Origin of the sequence: Pseudoalteromonas sp. NEC-BIFX-2020_002, assembly GCF_013002825.1 — a bacterium.
GTDB lineage: Bacteria > Pseudomonadota > Gammaproteobacteria > Enterobacterales > Alteromonadaceae > Pseudoalteromonas > Pseudoalteromonas neustonica.
This window is the reverse complement of record NZ_JABEPJ010000002.1, coordinates 202,499-221,306: the sequence shown is the minus strand read 5'-3', so window position 1 is coordinate 221,306 and position 18,808 is coordinate 202,499. Positions and strand designations below refer to the sequence as shown.

Sequence of the window (18,808 nt, the reverse complement as noted above, 5' to 3'; positions counted from 1 at the left end):
TGTGAAGAAATTAACATTCTCATTGGTTATCGCAATATTTACCGCCATCATCTTTTTAGGTTGGGGCTTAGATAGTTTTTTTAATGAATACCAAGATAAAAAGCACACGGATGAATTTAGCACTTATAAGCAAATAATTACCTCATTGGCGAATACACTTGAAAAAACCGACAACGTTGTACAATTTGTAGCAATGTGGCAACAGCAAAACCAACTGCAACTGACGTTAACGCCTTTAACTGAGTTTCCTTTACCAATTAGCTTAAGAGAAAGTTTTAATCAGGGGGATCCACTGGTTCTTGAATCAGCTGAGTTGATCACCGTGAATAAGCTATTACAGTCTCAGCAGCAAGTATTGACACTGGGTATCCCACAACAAGCCAAACAACAAGATAATCTTGCTCTACAAATAATTTTAACAACCGTATTTTATGCAGGGATTCTACTGTGTGCCTTCATTTGGCTCTACCCTTTAGTTAAGCGGTTACAGTTACTTAGAAGCACGGCAAAACGCTTTGGTGAAGGGGATTTCTCTGCTCGTATTAGGGTTTCAAACTCATCTTACATAGTTGATATTGAAAATGAGTTTAACTTTATGGCTGAACAGATAAACACGTTGATTAAAGATAATAAATTATTAAGTAATGCGGTGTCACATGATTTACGAACCCCGCTAGCGCGATTGCGTTTTGGTATTGAAGCCTTGGGTGAAACAAACAATCCAAAAAATAAAGAAAAGTATGTCCGTCATTTGAGTCGAGATATTCAAGAGATGGAAAACCTCGTTGCCGTTTTACTTAATTACGCCAGCTTAGAGCAAAAAATGATTAAAGTTAAACGTTTACCGCTTAATTTAAATACCTTGATAAAATCAGTTGTGTGCAGTCTCACTTCAAGCGATGTTTGCTCGGTTGCAATGGATATAACCGAATTAGCCAAGGAAAAAATAGTCATCGATGGTGATGAAAATTACTTATCTATGCTAATTAATAATCTACTGTCAAATGCACAGCAATATGCTACTAAGCAAGTAAAGATAACAACGCAGCAAACACGCAATAATGTGGTTATGTGTATTGCAGATGATGGCCCTGGTATTTCAAAAGAAATGCGCGAACAAGTATTTAAGCCCTTTACTCGAGGAGAAAGTAACGCTATACAGCAAGGTTATGGTATGGGGTTGGCAATCGTTGTGAGAGTTGCTGCGTGGCATGGTGGTAAAGTATCTATTAGCCAGTCAGAGCTATTAGGGGGAGCTAAGTTTACGGTGGTATTTAACCGAACACCAGCCTAATTAGACGAAAAACTCATCGTTATAAAGTACTTAACCTAAGTTTAGGGTGCTTACTCAGATACTGTATATCCAATACTCCCTTTAACAAGTTTAGCGGTTTAAATAGCTTTTTAGAGCATTGAATATAAACAAGTTGTTATCAAGTTAAATCCCTCAATAAAAGAGCTGAACACAACAAATTCCTACATAAAGCTACATTTTATAAATTTTTAATGTGTACCTGTACACATTACAACATCTTCATACAGCACTCATTTTTTCATCACGCTAAGCTATTTTCCTACAATGGAATTGGCTATAAAAATCATGCAAAAAAAAACATTTACTTATTTATTATCAAAATTTTACTTATTAAATGAACGGCTCGAAGAGGTTAAAAAACGACTTGTTATTTCCCCTTTTATTTTATTGCTTGTCAGCTGTGTATTTATCGTTTTAATGGCGAATACGGTGTTCTTTGACAAGCTTGATGCTTTATATCCTTGGCAAGGAAATCTAAGTTTTATTATCTCGTTAAGCTTGCTGCTTTTTAGTCTGATTATTTTCGTTATGTTTGTTCTTAATATTTTGCTACCAGTCAAAATAGTGGTGTTGGTGATGCTATTGATTGCTGCAATGGTTGATTATTATGGCGTTGTGTTAGGGGTGCTGATAGATAAAACGATGATCCAAAATATTGTTGAAACGAATTTCGCTGAAGCACAAGAAATAGTTAATTTAGGGTTGTTCAGTAGAATCATTTTTATGGCGATTTTACCCGCAGCTCTATTGTTGTTAATTCAAGTGAAAAGAACTACTTGGCAACAGCGGTTACGTCAGCAAGTTTTGAGTATTACGGCGATTATGATGTTGATCCCCATACTTATCGCGCCTTTTAGTGCTCAATATACTAGCTTTTTTCGCCTACATAAGGAGCTGCGTTATTATACTAATCCTTTATATCCAATTTATTCAGCACTAGATTATTTAGCCGAACAAATCGTATCGGTAAACACCAAAGAGTTTAGAACTCTCACGACGAAAATAAGCAAAAGTAGCAGTACATTAAAGCCTAAATTAATGATTTTAGTGGTCGGTGAGGCGGTCCGAGCTGATCACCTTACTTTAAATGGCTATCCTCGTGACACAACGCCAAATATGTCAAAGCAAGTGGGGCTAATTAATTTTAGCCAAGTGAGCTCTTGCGGTACATCAACCGCTGTGTCTGTGCCTTGTATGTTTTCATTCTTCGGTCGCGATGATTTTACTGTGAGTGAGGCTAAGAGCACTCAAAATATCCTTGATGTACTCGCTGCAAGCTCAGTACGAGTAAGTTGGCGCGACAATAATTCTAGCTCAAAGGGGGTTGCTGATAGGTTGGCGTATCAAAGCTATCGTCGTTCAGAGGTTAATACACTATGTGATGTGGAATGCCGCGATGTTGGCATGTTGGTCAATTTACAGCAATATATTGACCAACAAACCCAAGACACACTGATTGTTTTACATCAAATGGGTAATCACGGACCTGCTTATTTTAAGCGTTATCCAGCTGATTTTGAATTTTTCACACCTGCTTGCGAATCTGCAGAGCTATCAGAGTGTAGCAAACACGAAATAGTTAATGCATATGACAATGCCATTCGTTATACGGACCATTTTTTGGCAGAAGTAATCAAACTTTTGCAAGCCAATGCTGCGCAATATAATACCGTGATGTTGTATGTCAGTGATCATGGCGAGTCTCTTGGTGAAAATGGGCTTTATTTGCATGGTATGCCTTATGCATTTGCACCTGATGCACAAACCCATGTGCCAATAATTTCTTGGTCTTCTGCGCCTTATATTGATATTGAAAAAACAAAAGTGCACCAAGATCACGCTCATTCACATGATGCAATTGCCAATACACTCCTCTCGCTGTTTGAAGTAAAGGTCAATATAGCTGACGAGTTTAAAGTTACCCCGCCTCTTTTTTATCTAAAGCCAGAAGGGGGCAATAAATGAAAACTATAAGCTTGTTTTTGCGGCTACAGGTCTGTGTATTTTATTTAGGGGGCGAGCTGAATAATTGTTTAAAAAAACTAACTAAGAAAAGCATTAAACTAAGCTTTATTGTGTTGTTTATTAATAGTATTACGGTAAGTAGTCAGGAGGTTGAGTGTACTGCACTTGCCGCTAGTGAAGAGCCATTTACGCTTGATAAGCTTACTTTTGTTAGTCACCCTTTGTTTGATGAAACACAATCCAATAGCTTTTATATACATAGCTTAGCGAATTGGTTACATATTAATACCCAGCAGCACGTTGTGAAAAAACTACTTCCTTTTGTACAAGCTGAAGTCATTTCTCGCGCGCAGTTTGTTGAGGCTGAACGTATTCTAAACCAATATTCATTCTTACGTAAAAGCCGAGTCAGCTTAGTCGCAGGTTGTGAGGACTCGCTAGAAAATGAACTTAAAGTTGAAACATGGGATACCTGGTCACTCGTACCGTATATCAGTTTTGGCCGACGAGCAGGCAATAATAAATATGCCTTTGGTTTTAAAGAAGATAACTTTCTCGGTCTAGGTATTCATGCTGGCGTACAATATAAAAAAGACCATTTGCGTTCAGGCTATCAAGTTACTTTCAGCATGCCGCTTAACTTTCCTAAGCAATCAACTCTAGAATTTGAGTTTGCTGATAACGATGATGGACAAAAGACCTATTTAGCTTATTCAAAGCCTTTTTATCAGCAATCATCAAAGCAGCAACATTCTGCATCGATATTCAAGGAGAATCGCCGCGACAGCATTTATCAAAACGGGACTTTAGCATGGCAATTTTCTCATGATGTTGACCAGTTTGCTCTGGCATATGGGCATTTAATTACCCAGCATAAATTAAGCGCCGTACGTATGCATTTTGGAATGAATAAAGAGCGACATCATTTTGAAAATTTAAACAGCACAATACTCACTGAGCTACCATCAGATAGAGGCTTTACCTTTCCTTGGATAGGCATGGAGTATAGCCAAGCAGACTATCAGACATTTTCTAATATTCGTTTTATTGATCATCGCGAAGATATTAATTTGGGCTGGCAATTGATGAGCAAAATAGGAGTGGATATTAGCTCATTAAATTCAGACGACAGCAAAGGTATTCACGTTGAAAATATTCTGTCAAAAGGTGTGCAATGGCAAAATACGCTCATCCTGCTCTCTACTAGTAATAAAGTTTATTGGCGCAAAGATCAACCCAATCATCAGGCGTTAGCTACTGAATTAGAGGTGTATCAATATCTAACCCCTCGTTGGGCTGGTTATTTTAAAGCGCAGTGGCGAGCAGAAAAAAATCAATATTACGATGAACCGCTTACTTTAGGTGGAGACACTGGAGTTCGTGGATATGCACAGCAATATCAACATGGTGACAATCTATGGTCAGCAACCGCAGAGCTACGTTACAACCCTCATTGGGAGTTGTATCAATTAGTCAATGTTGCTTGGGCGGCATTTGCTGATAGCGGTAAAGCATGGGGTGAATCATTTGCGACTAACAGTACGGATGAAACACTGCAGAGCATTGGCATTGGTGCAAGATTATTTTCATCACATTCAAGTGAAGGCAACGTGATCCATATGGATATTATAAAACCACTTACAACAGGTCGTAATGTGGATAGTTGGCAATGGCGCGTGCAAGTAAAGCAGAGCCTTTAAATTTATTTCAGTTAACAGAAGGAAAAGTGATGAAAAACGTCAATACGATACATAGTGTGAACAAACCAAACGGCAAAGGGTTTATTCGAATCATCAAAGCGACACATTGCTCATATAAAGGCGTGATAGCCGCATGGCAGCACGAATCAGCATTTAGACAGGAGCTTATTATGAGTATAATATTGCTGCCTTTTGCTGTTGTGTTGTCATCATCTATTAGCCATTTATTTTTATTGATCAGTAGTTTGGTATTTATTTTATTTGCCGAAATAATTAACTCAGCTCTTGAGGCGCTGGCTGATGCAGTAACATTAGATCACAATATATTGATTGGTCGAGCCAAAGACATGGGATCAGCTGCTGTTTTTATCGCGTTAGGTTTATTCTCAGCGGTGTGGGGATATGCCATTTACAGTTATTCATTTTAATAATGAGCAGTGTTTAAAGAGTAAACCACAAGCAGTGCTATTTTTGACTTAAAACGATGGGCGGTTACTTTAGGGCGTGTTAACCTTTCGTGATTTATTTTACAGCAGTGTGTTTGGAAATTTCAATCCACAAAGGTTAACACGCCCTAATCATTTATAGGTATTCGCGCTTAGTAAATAAACGCTATACTTGATTAAAACACTCGGGTATTAGATAATCCGATCAATGTAGGAATTGAGGGTCTTGGTATGTCAGAAGAATTACCGATTAAGTTTAGCGATGCAGCTGCGGTTCGTGTTAAACAGTTAATTGATGAAGAAGAAAACCCTGAACTAAAACTGCGTGTTTATGTAACCGGCGGTGGTTGTTCTGGTTTCCAGTATGGTTTTACTTTTGATGAAAAAGCAAACCCAGGCGATTTAGAGATCGTAAAAAATGGCGTCACCTTAGTGGTTGATCCAATGAGTATACAGTATTTGGTTGATGGTGTAGTTGATTACACTGAAGGACTTGAAGGCGCACGCTTTTTTGTTTCTAACCCAAATGCAACAACCACCTGCGGGTGTGGCGCTAGTTTCAGCGTTTAAATCGTTATTTGTATACGAAAGCCGCTTAATAGCGGCTTTTTTATTGCTTAAAATCTATAAAAAGTGGTAAACGCAAAGGTTATTATCGTAAAGCCTTAGATTTTTTATTACACCTAAAAGGAAGCGCTGGGCTGAAAATATTTACTCAGTAGCAAGACTCACAGGCAAAAGTAAATAGTCTGCGTAGGCTGATAAAGTTGTAAATTATAAAGCTTAGTGGCTCAAAATATAAAAACACTGTTATTTTACGGCAAATCAGAACTCGATAAATTGTGCAGCAGCATTTTGAATGATTGAGGTGATTACACTAGCGAAGATTGTTGTGAATAACAATATGATACTAATAGTCACTTATAATGTCTTACGCAGGCGAGGTTTAGACATTAAATAGGCTACTTTACGAATAGAGGTGCAGGGTCTATGCCCTATATTTCTAACGGGAATTACAACTATTTTAGGTTTAATGCTAGGACGTGTTGACCTTTCGTGATTGATTTTGAAGCAGTATAAATGCCAAACATGCGCTGCCCAAAGGATTCTTCCTAAGGGCGATTGACTCTTTGTTACCTACATGAATGTAGGTAAGCGGCGTGAGCAGGCGCGGAAGCTTTGCTCGATTTTTACTTATTCTCACATGGATGTGAGCCAGTAGAATAACGCAGGAGCAGTTATCGAGCCCGCTAGGTTATAAACCTCGCGCCGCGATTAAATCGCCCCTAGATTGAGTGAATTTCAATCTACAAAGGTCAGCACGCTCTAAAGGTATTACAGATCAATATTGATTTATTTAATAGAACAATCGATTTTGGCACTCCTTCAACATAATAGTCAATACAACGAGCCACTGCAGTGGCTGTGCAGGATTTAACCTTTGCCACCGTTTTAACCCTTATTTTACTCATTGCTTTTTAATGTTACGCGAGTGTAGTTAAGTGGAAATTGACTAAGTCACTCACTATTTATGGTGAGTGATTTGTATCATTAAAATAAAGAAACTTAATACAAGGGTCGAAAATACTAATATGTATATAAACCCTTTTTTTCCCTGCTTGATTGGGACACCATTTTTGTTAAGAAAAAAGTACCAAATAACGCATAGGATAATAGGTAATAAAAACAGTAAACGAAACATTTCTTGTTCTCCGAGTTAAATATGTATTTTTGTTTGATTTTAAGTTGTTGATTTTTATTGTTTAAATTTATTATCCTAAAAATAGTTTCATTATATAAATAATTTGTTACATTAAAGAGGAACGAATCATTAAATAGGTCTATTGTTGCTCATTTTGCAACTCATGTATTTCTTGTAATAACTCGTTCCTGTAAAAGGTTCTTTTTTGAAATTAGTTATTTCACATGAGTCTGAATAGTATATAATGTATCCAAGAGTGAGACGGGCAAAATTTCACTTTTAGACTAAATTAATTTTAAATCATCTAGTAGGAGATGTTTTTTATGATGGGTAAAACAGTTTCTTCAGAAGAAAACTCAAGATTGACTAAGTGGCTAAAAAGCAAACGCCATGAGAAAGGTCACACTATGCGTAGCCTGGCACAAGTACTAGGTACTCCGCATTCATTTATTGGTAAAATCGAAAATCAAGAGCGTCGCTTAGATGTAATTGAATTCTTGCGCTATTGTGATGCGTTAGAAGTTGACCCATATGAAGGGTTAGGTTTACTAAAAGAAGATCAGTTATAAAAGCTTAGCGCGTTGTTAAGCTGTTTATAATAGAAGTGCAAGGATGCACAGTATTTGTTTAATCCTTGCCCCATGTTATTTTAATTATCACCAGATCTAAATTTTCGTTCCGCTTTTACTATGATAACTGTTTTCTAATTGATAGAGCTTATGTCTTATTAGGTATAAGAATATTAATGATGGTAGTACCATCAACGCCGTTAGAATAAAGAATAACGACCAATTTCCACCTAACCAATCATCAATCACTACACCACTGTAACTTGAAAGTAAGGTGCGCCCTAAATTCCCCAATGATGCTAATAATGCATAGTGAGTGGCACTAAATGCACGATCGCATAGCATAGATATAAACGCCACCATAGCGACTAGCGACCATGCTTGAGTGAAGCCATCAACAATAATAGCCATCGCATATAAGTGCTCTTGTGGGCCTGCTAGTGCGATCCATGAGAACATGAGGTTAGACGCTGCCATTGCAACACCACTAATAAATAAGCCTTTTACGATCCCGTATTTATGGTTAAAAATACTGCCTAAAAACGCAAAAACAATTGTAATTAAGCCTGTTCCTAATTTTGAGTAGTTTGCTATTTGTGTATTAGAAAAACCAACTTCTTTATAAAACACGATCGACATACGCGCTAAAAATGCTTCACCAATTTTAAATAAGAAGATAAAAGCAAGTAAGGCGAGCGCTGTTTTTACGCCATTGCGTGCAAAGAAGGTTTTAAATGGGTCGATCACAGTGACAGCCAACCATGCAAATATTTTTGACATATGGTTGTCGTGAGTGGATGCCAGTTTTGCTTGATAAATGCGTTCAAGCTCAGCGTGTACTGCTTCGCGGTTCGATTTCGGCTCTTTAGCCCAAAAAACACAACTCATAAGTAGCAACATTAACCCTGCTAAAAAGTAATAGACTTGTGGCCAGCCAATATTTGGCATATCAGCCATATAAAATGGAATTGCACCGAGTAGTGCATAACCACTCCACCATCCTGAGGTTGCCATAGCCGCAGCCGCAGTTGCTTTATGGCTTTCGTTTTCATCGAGGGTATCTATACGAAAAGCATCAATAGCGATATCTTGAGTGGCAGAAGCAATGGCAATGAGTAAACATAAAGCTGCAGCGATACCTAAATGCGCCGTAATATCGAGTCCCGCGAGCAAGATGACGCCAAGTAAAATAAAACACTGGCAAAATAAGATCCAACTGCGTCGTTGACCGAGCCAGTTATAAAGTAGAGGAAGTTTGACTCTATCGACCAAAGGGGACCATAAAAAGTTAATACTGTATGCGCCAAACACTATACCAAATAGACCGATCATACTTCTGCTAAGGCCCTCATCTTTGAGCCATGCTGACATAACAGAGCCGATGAGAACCCATGGAAAGCCGCTACTCATACCAAAAATGAATACGTTGATCAGACGTTTGTCTTTAAAGTAAGAAAAATATTCAGAAATAGATAAGTTGCTTTTCATAACGCCTTCATTGGCAAAGTTGTAGGGGCTGTGAGCCCCATGATTAAGTATTACAGAGGAGTGGGCTCTAATACGGCAATATTTAAAATAATAATGGGTTCTTTAGGCACAAAATCATAACCAATTTTTTCATTAAAACCGGTTTCAACTTGCATAATTTTATCGAGTGTTTCGTATCCATCCATCACCATGCCAAATACTGAAAAACCCCATTCTCTACCAGGATTTAAATGATCATTATCATCCATATTGAAAAAGAACTGACGAGTCCCTGAGTGTGGCTGACGATCTTGATAAGCCATAGCAATGCTGTACATATCGTTTTTTGAACCGTTACCGCTTTCGTTAAAAATTGGCTCACCTTCATAAACGCCATCGTACTCTTTATCGTAGCCACCGCCTTGTATTACAAAGTCACGTTCGTTTTCAACGTCACGTTCTACTCGGTGGAATACAGTGCCTTTATAGCTGCCGTCCATTACATAGGTGAGAAAGTTATTAACTGTAATTGGCGCTTTTGAGCGATCCATTTCAATAATTACTTTTCCCATTGTGGTCGTGATTTCCACGCGTGGAAACATATTATCTTTTTGCACAAAACGTCCCTCAGTCGCAGCAATGGGGTTTTGACTAAACACTAATAATGCACATAATAAAAATAGACGTTTCATACTTAACCTTCTAAAAATGCGAGTAATTCAGGATCTGATACCATGCGAGTTATTAACTGCACAGTCAACTTATTGAGCTGACCTTCAACTTTAGCTCTGTCGTGACTTAGTGGGCCATCAAAATTGGCTGTACCGCGGTAAACTTTACTAAAATTACTATCGCTACGAATAACTCGCACGCCTAATTCAACTTTTGCATTGCTAGTGTGAGAAACCATTTTTTCGCTCACAACGGCTTGCAGGGTATGAATATCCACTTCAAAACGCGTGGTTGCAAGGTTCGAAATGCTGGCACCATTACGACTTAATGCGCTATCCAAGGCACTTTTTAATGATGCAGTCAGCCCTGGGCTGGCAATAGTTTGAGTTTTGTCTGATTTGATTAACTTTAAGGTGGCTGGATCGCCACGTAAATCAATCACACTGGTGCTCACGCTATTATTTATTGAGCTTAATTTCCCCCCTTGATAGACCGGGTTTAAGATCATCTGGTTAGGTTGACTACTACAGGCCGACAGTGCTAATAAAGCACAGCAAGGCAAAATGTATTTCATCACTTTTATAACATTCCATCATTTTTGGTTGCACTTAATACGACAAACTTTTTATTTGAACCGAGCAACTGACAATTACCAAACATGCGATTTAGTTTATCGTGATAGTCTAAATGGCGATTACCAATAATGCGTAATTCACCGCCATTTTTTAACGTATCCTTGGCTTGTTTAAACATTTGCCATGCGATGTGATCGGTAACCGCTTGCGCTTGATGAAAAGGCGGATTACATAGCACGATATCAACACTTTCACGTTCAAAACCAGTTAAGCAATCGTTTTCGATGAATGCACATTGTTCAAACTTATTTTCCATATTTAGCTCAACGGTTAAACGTGCTGATTCAACAGCCATATATGACTCATCAACAAACGTGACTTCTGCATTAGGGCAGCGTGATAAAGTCATTAAACCAACAACACCGTTACCACAGCCCAAATCAATAATACGTTTAGCTTTATTGGTTTGCGGTAAGTAATCAAAAAAGAATCTTGCACCAATATCCAGCGAGTCACGAGAGAACACATTCGCATGATTACTAATGGTAAAATCAGTTCCCTCAAGAGGCCAGCTCACAGGGAAGTCTGCAGGCTTATAACCGCCTTGTGCTTGGCTAATTACCAAACGTGATTTTTTCACAGCTAAACTGGTTTTTGTTTCACCAATAAATTGTTCAAATGCTTTAATGGTCGAGTTATGTACGTCTTTCGTTTTAGCTGCACCAATAACCGGTGTTCCTGGTGCAAGCACTTCACTGAGTTCTGATAGCTGGTATTGTAAAAAAGCTAATGTGCGCGGCACTTTTAAAATAACTAAGTCAACTTGTTCAGGCAAAGCAGATAAACTATCTAGTTGGCTAAATGTTGTGCTTGGAATTTTATTTTCTGCTAAATTATATGCCGCTGCTTGGTGACTAATATAAGAGTCGTTTACTGAACAAACTGTTAACTGTTGTTTGCTAAAATAACAAGATAACGCGCCAAAGCTATCATTTAGGATCAGCAAAGATCGACAATCAGGATAATGCTCCGTAACATAGTCAATTAGGTACTCGTCAGCAGAATCCCAAGCTTGTAAGCTGCGATTTTTTTGATCGAGAGGAAAACGTTCAAGAGTAAATTTTTTATCGCCGAACTGTGCTTGCGTGGTCATAATAGTTAGTGATCAGTAATCAAATGATAGGTAAATTCTAACATGCAACGGCCAAACGCCAACCCCCAACAGTTACCAAATGGCTTTTCTTATCAAAGAATGACGCTGAGTGCGCAAAAAAGTCTCAATTTATTCTATCATTTACAGCAAAATTTACCTTGGCAACAACCTAGTACAACAGTATATGGACGAACAGGCCCAATACCGCGCTTACAATGCTTTATCAGTGATAATGAGATTGAATATGGGTACTCACACAGTAAATTAATTATCGAGCCTTGGCCTGTTATTTTATTAGCTATGCGAGAACGTTTAGAGTGTCATTTAAAGCAGCCTTTAAATTCATTACTTGTTAATTATTACCGCGATGGTTGCGATACGATGGGCTGGCACAGTGATGACGAAATTGAACTAGGCCCAAAGCCAACAATCGTTTGTGTTTCACTTGGCGCCGAGCGGGTGCTAAAGCTTAAGCATAAAGCGACAAATAAAGTAACTGACTTAAAGTTACACAGCGGCAGTACTTTAATAATGCATGGCGATAGTCAGCGTGATTACCAACACGCCATACCAAAACAAACAACCTTAGCTCACCCCCGTATAAGTTTGACTTTTAGATACATTTTACCAACGCCTAGCTAGCCAATTTATAGGCTTACTTGTTATAGTGAACCTATAAACATGTTTTTAAGTGACTAATTATGTCAATGCAACAGCAAATTGAAACCAAACTAGCAGATGCGATTGCTTGCAAGCATCTAAATGTAGTGAACGAAAGCCACATGCATAGTCGTGGTACTGACTCTCATTTTAAAGTTATAGTAGTCAGTGAAGAGTTTAGCGGTAAGCGTTTGCTGCAACGTCATCGTCAAATTAATGAGATTTTAAAAGATGAGTTGGCTAATCATATTCACGCATTGGCAATTCATACATTTACACCGACAGAATTTAGTGAACATAACGGCCAAGTTGCTGACTCGCCAAATTGTTTAGGTGGATCAAAATTAGATTAACGGCCAGGTCTGAGAGTAACTATTACTGATCAGACCTGTATTTTTACAATTAGCCTTTAAACTAGCGCTAATTTTTATTGAGATAGATATAGGATGATCAATGGTCATTAAGCCTAAAATTCGCGGTTTCATCTGTACTAACGCCCACCCAGTAGGTTGTGCAGAGCACGTACAAGAACAAATTAACTATGTAAAACAGCAAGGCGCATTAAAAAATGCACCTAAAAATGTGTTAGTTATCGGTGCGTCAACAGGCTATGGCCTTGCATCTCGTATTACTGCTGCATTTGGTGGCGGTGCTAAAACATTAGGTATCTTCTTCGAAAAAGAAGGCACAGAGCGTAAAACAGGTTCAGCTGGTTGGTATAACACCGCTGCATTTCAAGCCGCAGCTGACGCTGAAGGCTTATGGTCTAAAAATATTAATGGCGATGCGTTTTCAAACGAAATCAAACAAAAAGCGATTGATACAATTAAAGCTGATTTAGGTAAAGTTGATCTAATCATCTATAGTCTTGCATCTCCTCGTCGCACAGATCCAAATACAGGTGAAGTATATTCTTCAACACTTAAGCCAATTGGGAATGCAGTTACGACCAAAAACTTAAATACATCAAAACGTGAAATTGACGACATTACAGTCGAGGCCGCAAATCAAGATGATATCGACAACACGATTAAAGTGATGGGTGGTGAAGATTGGGAAATGTGGATAGAAGCACTTAAAGAAGCTGACGTTTTAGCTGATAACTTTAAAACCAGTGCTTATACATACATCGGTAAAGAATTAACGTGGCCAATATATGGTCATGCGACAATTGGTAAAGCGAAAGAAGATCTAGATCGCGCAACAGTTGCTATTAAAGAGTCAACCAAAGCATTAAATGGCGAAGCATACGTATCATCATTAAATGCGGTAGTAACGCAAGCAAGTTCTGCTATTCCTATTATGCCGCTTTATATCTCTGCTTTATTTAAAGTAATGAAAGCGGATGGAACATATGAAGGCACGATTGAACAAATTCACGCATTGTTCACTGAAAATTTATATGGCGAGTCACCACGTTTTGATGACGGTGGTCATTTATTCCAAAACTACAAAGAGTTGGAAGATGATGTTCAAGCCCGAATTCAAACAGTATGGGATTGCGTAACAACAGAAACAATTGACGAATTAACTGATTACGTGGGGTACCACAATGAATTTTTACGTTTATTCGGTTTTGGTATCGACACAGTTGATTACGAACAAGATGTAGATTCAGTAGCACCAATCGCAAACATGATAGATTGATCAATAATCATGAATAGAAAAGTCGCTTAGGCGACTTTTTTTGTCTTTAAGTTTTAATTTTTGATTAATTGCTGTTTAATTTTCATCCTACCTCGCAAGCAATAGCACTTTGGTCTATATTGAATTTTATTCAAATGCATCTATTGAGCTAAATAAGCGCTCCTGTCGTATAAATTTCATATTTAGACTCGCATAGTGACCCTGATTGATGTTAAAATTCGGGCAATATATGTGAGAAGTTTTTTACTGCGTTGCTTGTCTTGTAATTTGACAGGTGGTTCTTTGTTATCTTGAATTTAGCTTGAGATTACTAAAAGAAGCGACGTGGTTGGTTCGATTTTTCAGTTTCTTTCCGTTAATGTAGTGCAAGTGCGTATGATCAACATAAAAAAAGGTCTGGACTTACCCATAGAGGGCGCACCTCAGCAAGTTATTCATGATGGTTCTACCGTCAAACGTGTAGCTGTGCTAGGTGAAGAGTTTATTGGTATGCGTCCAACCATGCATGTTCGTGTGGATGACCAAGTTAAAAAAGGCCAGGTACTTTTTGAAGATAAAAAGAACCCAGGTGTATTATTTACTGCCCCAGCTTCTGGTACAGTAAAAGAAATTAATCGTGGTGCAAAACGTGTGCTGCAATCTGTCGTTATCGAAGTAAACGCCAGTGAGCAAATCACCTTTGACTCTTTTTCGGCTGAGCAGCTTTCGAGCCTCGATCGTGAAAAAGCCAAAGAAGTACTTATCCAGTCTGGTCAATGGACAGCACTACGTGCTCGCCCATTCAGCAAAGTTGCCGCTGTGGATGCAAATCCTAGCTCTATCTTTGTTACTGCAATAGACACTAACCCTTTAGCTGCAGATCCTGCGGTTATTATTGCTGAGCATGTGCAAGCATTCGAAGCAGGTTTAGCTGTTGTATCGCGTTTGACCGATGGTAAAGTATTTGTTTGTAAACAAGCAGGTAGCCAAGTACCTAGTTCATCAATTCCTCAAGTAGAAGTACATGAGTTTGGTGGCGTACATCCGGCTGGCCTTGTTGGCACACATATCCATCACTTAGACGCTGTTTCTGCTAGCAAACAAGTTTGGCATATTGGTTACCAAGACGTTATCGCCTTTGGTAATTTATTCCTTACTGGTGAAATCTTCACAGATCGTGTTGTTTCGCTTGCTGGTCCGCGTGTTAAAAACCCACGTTTAGTGAAAACTCAATTGGGTGCAGCATTAGATGATTTAGTTGCTGGCGAATTAGAAGATGGTGATAACCGTGTTATTTCTGGTTCGGTATTAGCGGGTGCTACTTCTGCTGGTCCGCAAGCATTCTTAGGTCGCTACCATGTTCAAGTATCTGTATTACTTGAAGGTCGTGAGAAAGAGTTGTTTGGCTGGATCCGTCCAGGTAGTGATAAATTCTCTGTGACACGTACTTTCTTATCACACCTTACGCCGAGTCGTTTGTTCAAAATGACAACGTCAACAGGTGGTTCAAAGCGCGCCATGGTTCCACTTGGTAACTATGAGCGAGTTATGCCTTTAGATATTCTACCTACGCTATTATTACGTGATTTAATTGCACGTGATTTAGATGGTGCAATTTCTTTGGGTGCGCTTGAACTTGATGAAGAAGATTTAGCGTTATGTACCTTCGTTTGTCCAGGCAAATACGAGTATGGTTCAATCCTACGCGATTGCTTGACTACGATCGAGAAGGAAGGCTAAGAGATGGGTTTAAAGAAATTTCTAGAAGATATCGAGCCGCATTTTGAAGCCGGTGGTAAACATGAAAAATTCTATGCGCTGTATGAAGCAGCTGCAACTATTTTTTATACCCCGGGTTACGTAAATAAAGGCGCGACACACGTTCGTGACAACATCGACCTAAAACGCATGATGATTTTAGTGTGGATGGCGACGTTCCCTGCAATGTTTTTTGGTATGTTCAATATCGGTCATCAGGCCGCAGGTGCATTAGCACAAGGTTTTGAGCTAGCAAATACTTGGCAAGTTGGCCTGTTCCAGATGTTTGGTGGTGAATTAACCGCTGCTTCCGGCTGGGGCGCTAAAATGTTTTACGGAGCCTGTTTCTTCCTACCTATTTACGCAGTAACATTTGCTGTAGGTGGTTTTTGGGAAGTTATATTTGCTTCAGTGCGTAAGCATGAAGTTAACGAAGGTTTCTTCGTAACCTCTGTTTTATTTGCACTTATCTTGCCTGCAACCATTCCTTTGTGGCAAGTTGCACTAGGTATTACATTCGGTGTAGTAATCGCTAAAGAAATTTTTGGTGGTACTGGTCGTAACTTCTTAAATCCTGCATTAGCTGGCCGTGCGTTTTTATTCTTCGCATACCCTGCACAAATCTCAGGTGACACAGTATGGACAGCAGTAGACTCGTTCTCTGGTGCAACTATGCTAGGTCAAGCGTTTGTTGGTTCTCTTGATTACAGCAACATAGCTCTTTGGTGGGATGCGTTCTACGGTTTCATTCAAGGTTCAGTCGGTGAAACATCTACCCTTGCAGTGATGATTGGTGGCTTGTTCTTAATCTACGTTCGAATTGCTTCTTGGCGCATTGTGCTAGGTGTATTCTTGGGTATGGTTGCAACAGCATTCTTATTAAATGCAGTTGGATCTGACACTAACCCTGTATTTGCAATGCCTTGGCATTGGCACTTTGTACTTGGTGGTTTTGCTTTTGGTATGTTCTTTATGGCGACAGACCCAGTGTCAGCGGCATTTACAGATAAAGCAAAATTTGCGTATGGTGCACTAATTGGCGTAATGGTTGTAATGATCCGTGTAATTAACCCTGCATTCCCAGAGGGTATGATGCTAGCAATCTTATTTGCTAACTTATTTGCACCATTATTCGATCACTTCGTAGTGCAGGCTAATATCAAGCGGAGGTTGGCACGTAATGTCTAGTAATAACGAATCAATCGGCAAAACGCTATCTGTTGTTGTAGCACTATGTTTAGTGTGTGCAATCATCGTATCGTTTGCTTCAGTTCAGCTTCGCCCATTGCAGCAAGCTAACAAAACGCAGGATATTCAAAAGAATATCTTAGCAGCAGCGGGTATCGATGCTGTTGAAAATATCTCTGATACTTTCAATGCAAAAATCGAAGCGCGTGTTGTTAATATGAAAACTGGTGAGTTTGTTGACACTGACCCAAATACTTTTGATTTCGAGAAAAGTAAATTTGACCAAAAAATTAGTTTTGCACTAAAAGCAAACGGTATCAAAGATATCGCAGGCATTCAGCGTATGACTACAGAGTCACCAGTTTACATTTCTAAAAAAGCTGACGGTTCAACTGATGCAATCATTTTACCTATCCAAGGCTATGGTCTTTGGGGTGTTATGTATGGCTTTGTTGCACTTGAAAGCGATGGCGAAACAGTTAAAGATATTAACTTTTATAAGCATAATGAAACACCTGGCCTGGGTGGGGAAATTCAAAACCCACAATGGACTGCTTCATTTCAAGGTAAAGCATTACCCGTTGATATAGTAAAAAGCGGTGCTAAAAATGAACATCAAATTGATGGTCTATCAGGTGCAACTTTAACCTCAAACGGTGTTGATCATGCAATTGACTTCTGGACTGGTGAAAACGGCTTTGGCCCTTTCCTAGCGAGAGTACGTGAAGGAGCATTGAAATAATGGCTGATACAAAAGAAATGAAATCGGTTCTGTTTGGTCCGGTCTTTGCTAATAACCCGATTGCGCTCCAAGTTCTCGGTGTTTGTTCTGCGCTTGCGGTAACATCTAGCTTAAAAAATGCATTAATCATGTCAATTGCATTGACCTTGGTAACGGCTTTTTCAAGTTTATTTATCTCAATGATCCGTAACCAGATCCCGTCATCTGTACGTATCATCGTGCAAATGACTATTATTGCGTCATTGGTAATTGTTGTTGACCAAGTACTACAAGCGTTCTCTTATGCTACGGCAAAAGAGCTATCTGTATTCGTTGGCCTAATCATTACTAACTGTATCGTAATGGGTCGTGCTGAAGCATACGCGATGAAGTCGCCGCCACTTATGTCGTTCCTTGATGGTATCGGTAATGGTTTAGGCTACTCAGTTGTGCTACTGACAGTTGGCTTTATTCGTGAGCTATTTGGTAAAGGTACATTGTTTGGTGCTGAAATCATCCCTCTTGTACAAGATGGTGGTTGGTATCAACCTATGGGTCTATTGATTTTACCGCCTAGTGCATTCTTCATCATTGGTTTATTCATTTGGGTACTTCGTACTTATAAGAAAGACCAAGTAGAAGCGAAAGGGTAAGGGGCAGACTGTGGAACATTATATAAGTTTATTCGTAAAAGCAGTTTTCATTGAAAACTTAGCTTTAGCCTTCTTCCTAGGTATGTGTACTTTCCTTGCAGTATCAAAGAAAGTAACAACGTCTATCGGCCTAGGTGTAGCAGTTATCGTGGTACTGGGTATCTCAGTACCAGTTAACAACTTGGTTTATCATGCAGTTCTGGCACCTGGTGCACTTGAGTGGCTTGGTTACCCAGAAGCGGATCTTAGCTTCTTACGTTTCTTGACATTCATCGGTGTTATTGCAGCACTTGTACAAATTCTTGAAATGGCATTAGATAAGTTCTTCCCAGCACTTTATAACGCGTTAGGTATCTTCCTACCATTGATCACAGTTAACTGTGCAATCTTTGGTGCAGTATCTTTCATGGTTGAACGTAACTATAACTTCACTGAATCAGTGGTTTATGGTATCGGTTCTGGTGTGGGTTGGGCGCTGGCAATTACTTTACTTGCTGGTATCCGTGAGAAAATGAAGTATTCAGACGTGCCAGACGGCCTACGTGGTTTAGGTATTACCTTTATCACTGTTGGTTTAATGGGTCTTGGCTTTATGTCATTCTCTGGTATTTCACTTTAATAGGTAGCGAGGATAAATC

At 39.1% G+C, this 18,808-nt stretch carries 18 protein-coding genes; 14 read left to right on the top strand and 4 right to left on the bottom strand.

Annotated features, from left to right (window positions below):
* The first annotated feature begins 1 nt into the window (after window position 1).
* The 6 genes from HJP15_RS03235 to HJP15_RS03210 all read left to right on the top strand — a co-directional run bounded on the left by HJP15_RS03235 (window position 2) and on the right by HJP15_RS03210 (window position 7,697).
* Complete coding sequence (locus tag HJP15_RS03235) at window positions 2-1,294, top strand: ATP-binding protein (protein ID WP_170173073.1); 1,293 nt, start codon at window positions 2-4, stop codon at window positions 1,292-1,294.
* 306 nt (window positions 1,295-1,600) lie between these two features.
* Window positions 1,601-3,280 (top strand): phosphoethanolamine transferase, encoded by a 1,680-nt coding sequence (locus HJP15_RS03230; protein WP_170173072.1) that lies wholly within the window; start codon window positions 1,601-1,603, stop codon window positions 3,278-3,280.
* Window positions 3,277-4,980 (top strand): ShlB/FhaC/HecB family hemolysin secretion/activation protein, encoded by a 1,704-nt coding sequence (locus tag HJP15_RS03225; RefSeq protein ID WP_170173071.1) that lies wholly within the window; start codon window positions 3,277-3,279, stop codon window positions 4,978-4,980. Before HJP15_RS03230 ends, HJP15_RS03225 begins: the two co-directional genes overlap by 4 nt.
* Window positions 4,981-5,009: 29 nt before the next feature.
* On the top strand, window positions 5,010-5,408 hold the full coding sequence (locus HJP15_RS03220) for a diacylglycerol kinase (protein ID WP_170173070.1): 399 nt from the start codon (window positions 5,010-5,012) through the stop codon (window positions 5,406-5,408).
* Between the two features lie 249 nt (window positions 5,409-5,657).
* On the top strand, window positions 5,658-5,996 hold the full coding sequence (erpA, locus tag HJP15_RS03215; protein ID WP_054205543.1) for an iron-sulfur cluster insertion protein ErpA: 339 nt from the start codon (window positions 5,658-5,660) through the stop codon (window positions 5,994-5,996).
* A 1,455-nt stretch (window positions 5,997-7,451) separates the two neighbouring features.
* On the top strand, window positions 7,452-7,697 hold the full coding sequence (locus tag HJP15_RS03210; RefSeq protein ID WP_054205544.1) for a helix-turn-helix domain-containing protein: 246 nt from the start codon (window positions 7,452-7,454) through the stop codon (window positions 7,695-7,697).
* A gap of 96 nt (window positions 7,698-7,793) precedes the next feature.
* Here HJP15_RS03210 and HJP15_RS03205 read toward each other — a convergent pair whose 3' ends face one another.
* From HJP15_RS03205 to HJP15_RS03190, 4 genes are read right to left on the bottom strand one after another with little or no spacing between them, the layout of a single operon-like run.
* Window positions 7,794-9,185 (bottom strand): AmpG family muropeptide MFS transporter, encoded by a 1,392-nt coding sequence (locus HJP15_RS03205; RefSeq protein WP_169326471.1) that lies wholly within the window; start codon window positions 9,183-9,185, stop codon window positions 7,794-7,796.
* 50 nt (window positions 9,186-9,235) lie between these two features.
* Window positions 9,236-9,856: a peptidylprolyl isomerase gene (locus tag HJP15_RS03200; RefSeq protein ID WP_054205546.1), complete on the bottom strand. Its 621-nt coding sequence runs from the start codon at window positions 9,854-9,856 to the stop codon at window positions 9,236-9,238.
* Between the two features lie 2 nt (window positions 9,857-9,858).
* Window positions 9,859-10,410, bottom strand: coding sequence for a YajG family lipoprotein (locus tag HJP15_RS03195; protein ID WP_212760619.1), 552 nt, complete (start codon window positions 10,408-10,410; stop codon window positions 9,859-9,861).
* Window positions 10,411-10,415: 5 nt separating this feature from the next.
* The gene (locus tag HJP15_RS03190) at window positions 10,416-11,564 is read right to left on the bottom strand and encodes a methyltransferase (RefSeq protein ID WP_054205548.1); all 1,149 of its coding nucleotides are present in this window, start codon (window positions 11,562-11,564) and stop codon (window positions 10,416-10,418) included.
* Window positions 11,565-11,606: 42 nt separating this feature from the next.
* On the opposite strand from HJP15_RS03190, the gene HJP15_RS03185 reads away from it, so the two are divergent.
* From HJP15_RS03185 to nqrE, 8 genes are all read left to right on the top strand, one after another.
* A complete protein-coding gene (locus tag HJP15_RS03185; protein ID WP_170173069.1) occupies window positions 11,607-12,206 on the top strand; it encodes an alpha-ketoglutarate-dependent dioxygenase AlkB family protein in 600 nt (199 codons plus the stop codon).
* 59 nt (window positions 12,207-12,265) lie between these two features.
* On the top strand, window positions 12,266-12,577 hold the full coding sequence (locus HJP15_RS03180) for a BolA family protein (protein ID WP_054205550.1): 312 nt from the start codon (window positions 12,266-12,268) through the stop codon (window positions 12,575-12,577).
* Window positions 12,578-12,677: 100 nt separating this feature from the next.
* The gene (gene fabV / locus HJP15_RS03175; RefSeq protein ID WP_054205551.1) at window positions 12,678-13,871 is read left to right on the top strand and encodes an enoyl-ACP reductase FabV; all 1,194 of its coding nucleotides are present in this window, start codon (window positions 12,678-12,680) and stop codon (window positions 13,869-13,871) included.
* Window positions 13,872-14,246: 375 nt separating this feature from the next.
* Window positions 14,247-15,590, top strand: coding sequence for a Na(+)-translocating NADH-quinone reductase subunit A (locus HJP15_RS03170; RefSeq protein ID WP_054453923.1), 1,344 nt, complete (start codon window positions 14,247-14,249; stop codon window positions 15,588-15,590).
* 3 nt (window positions 15,591-15,593) lie between these two features.
* Window positions 15,594-16,796: an NADH:ubiquinone reductase (Na(+)-transporting) subunit B gene (locus tag HJP15_RS03165; protein WP_054205552.1), complete on the top strand. Its 1,203-nt coding sequence runs from the start codon at window positions 15,594-15,596 to the stop codon at window positions 16,794-16,796.
* Window positions 16,789-17,538 (top strand): Na(+)-translocating NADH-quinone reductase subunit C, encoded by a 750-nt coding sequence (locus tag HJP15_RS03160; RefSeq protein ID WP_054205553.1) that lies wholly within the window; start codon window positions 16,789-16,791, stop codon window positions 17,536-17,538. Before HJP15_RS03165 ends, HJP15_RS03160 begins: the two co-directional genes overlap by 8 nt.
* Entirely contained in the window at window positions 17,538-18,170 is a 633-nt protein-coding gene (locus tag HJP15_RS03155; protein WP_054205554.1) for an NADH:ubiquinone reductase (Na(+)-transporting) subunit D, read from the top strand. Before HJP15_RS03160 ends, HJP15_RS03155 begins: the two co-directional genes overlap by 1 nt.
* Before the next feature lie 10 nt (window positions 18,171-18,180).
* On the top strand, window positions 18,181-18,789 hold the full coding sequence (nqrE, locus tag HJP15_RS03150; RefSeq protein ID WP_054205555.1) for an NADH:ubiquinone reductase (Na(+)-transporting) subunit E: 609 nt from the start codon (window positions 18,181-18,183) through the stop codon (window positions 18,787-18,789).
* The last annotated feature ends 19 nt before the right edge of the window (window positions 18,790-18,808 follow it).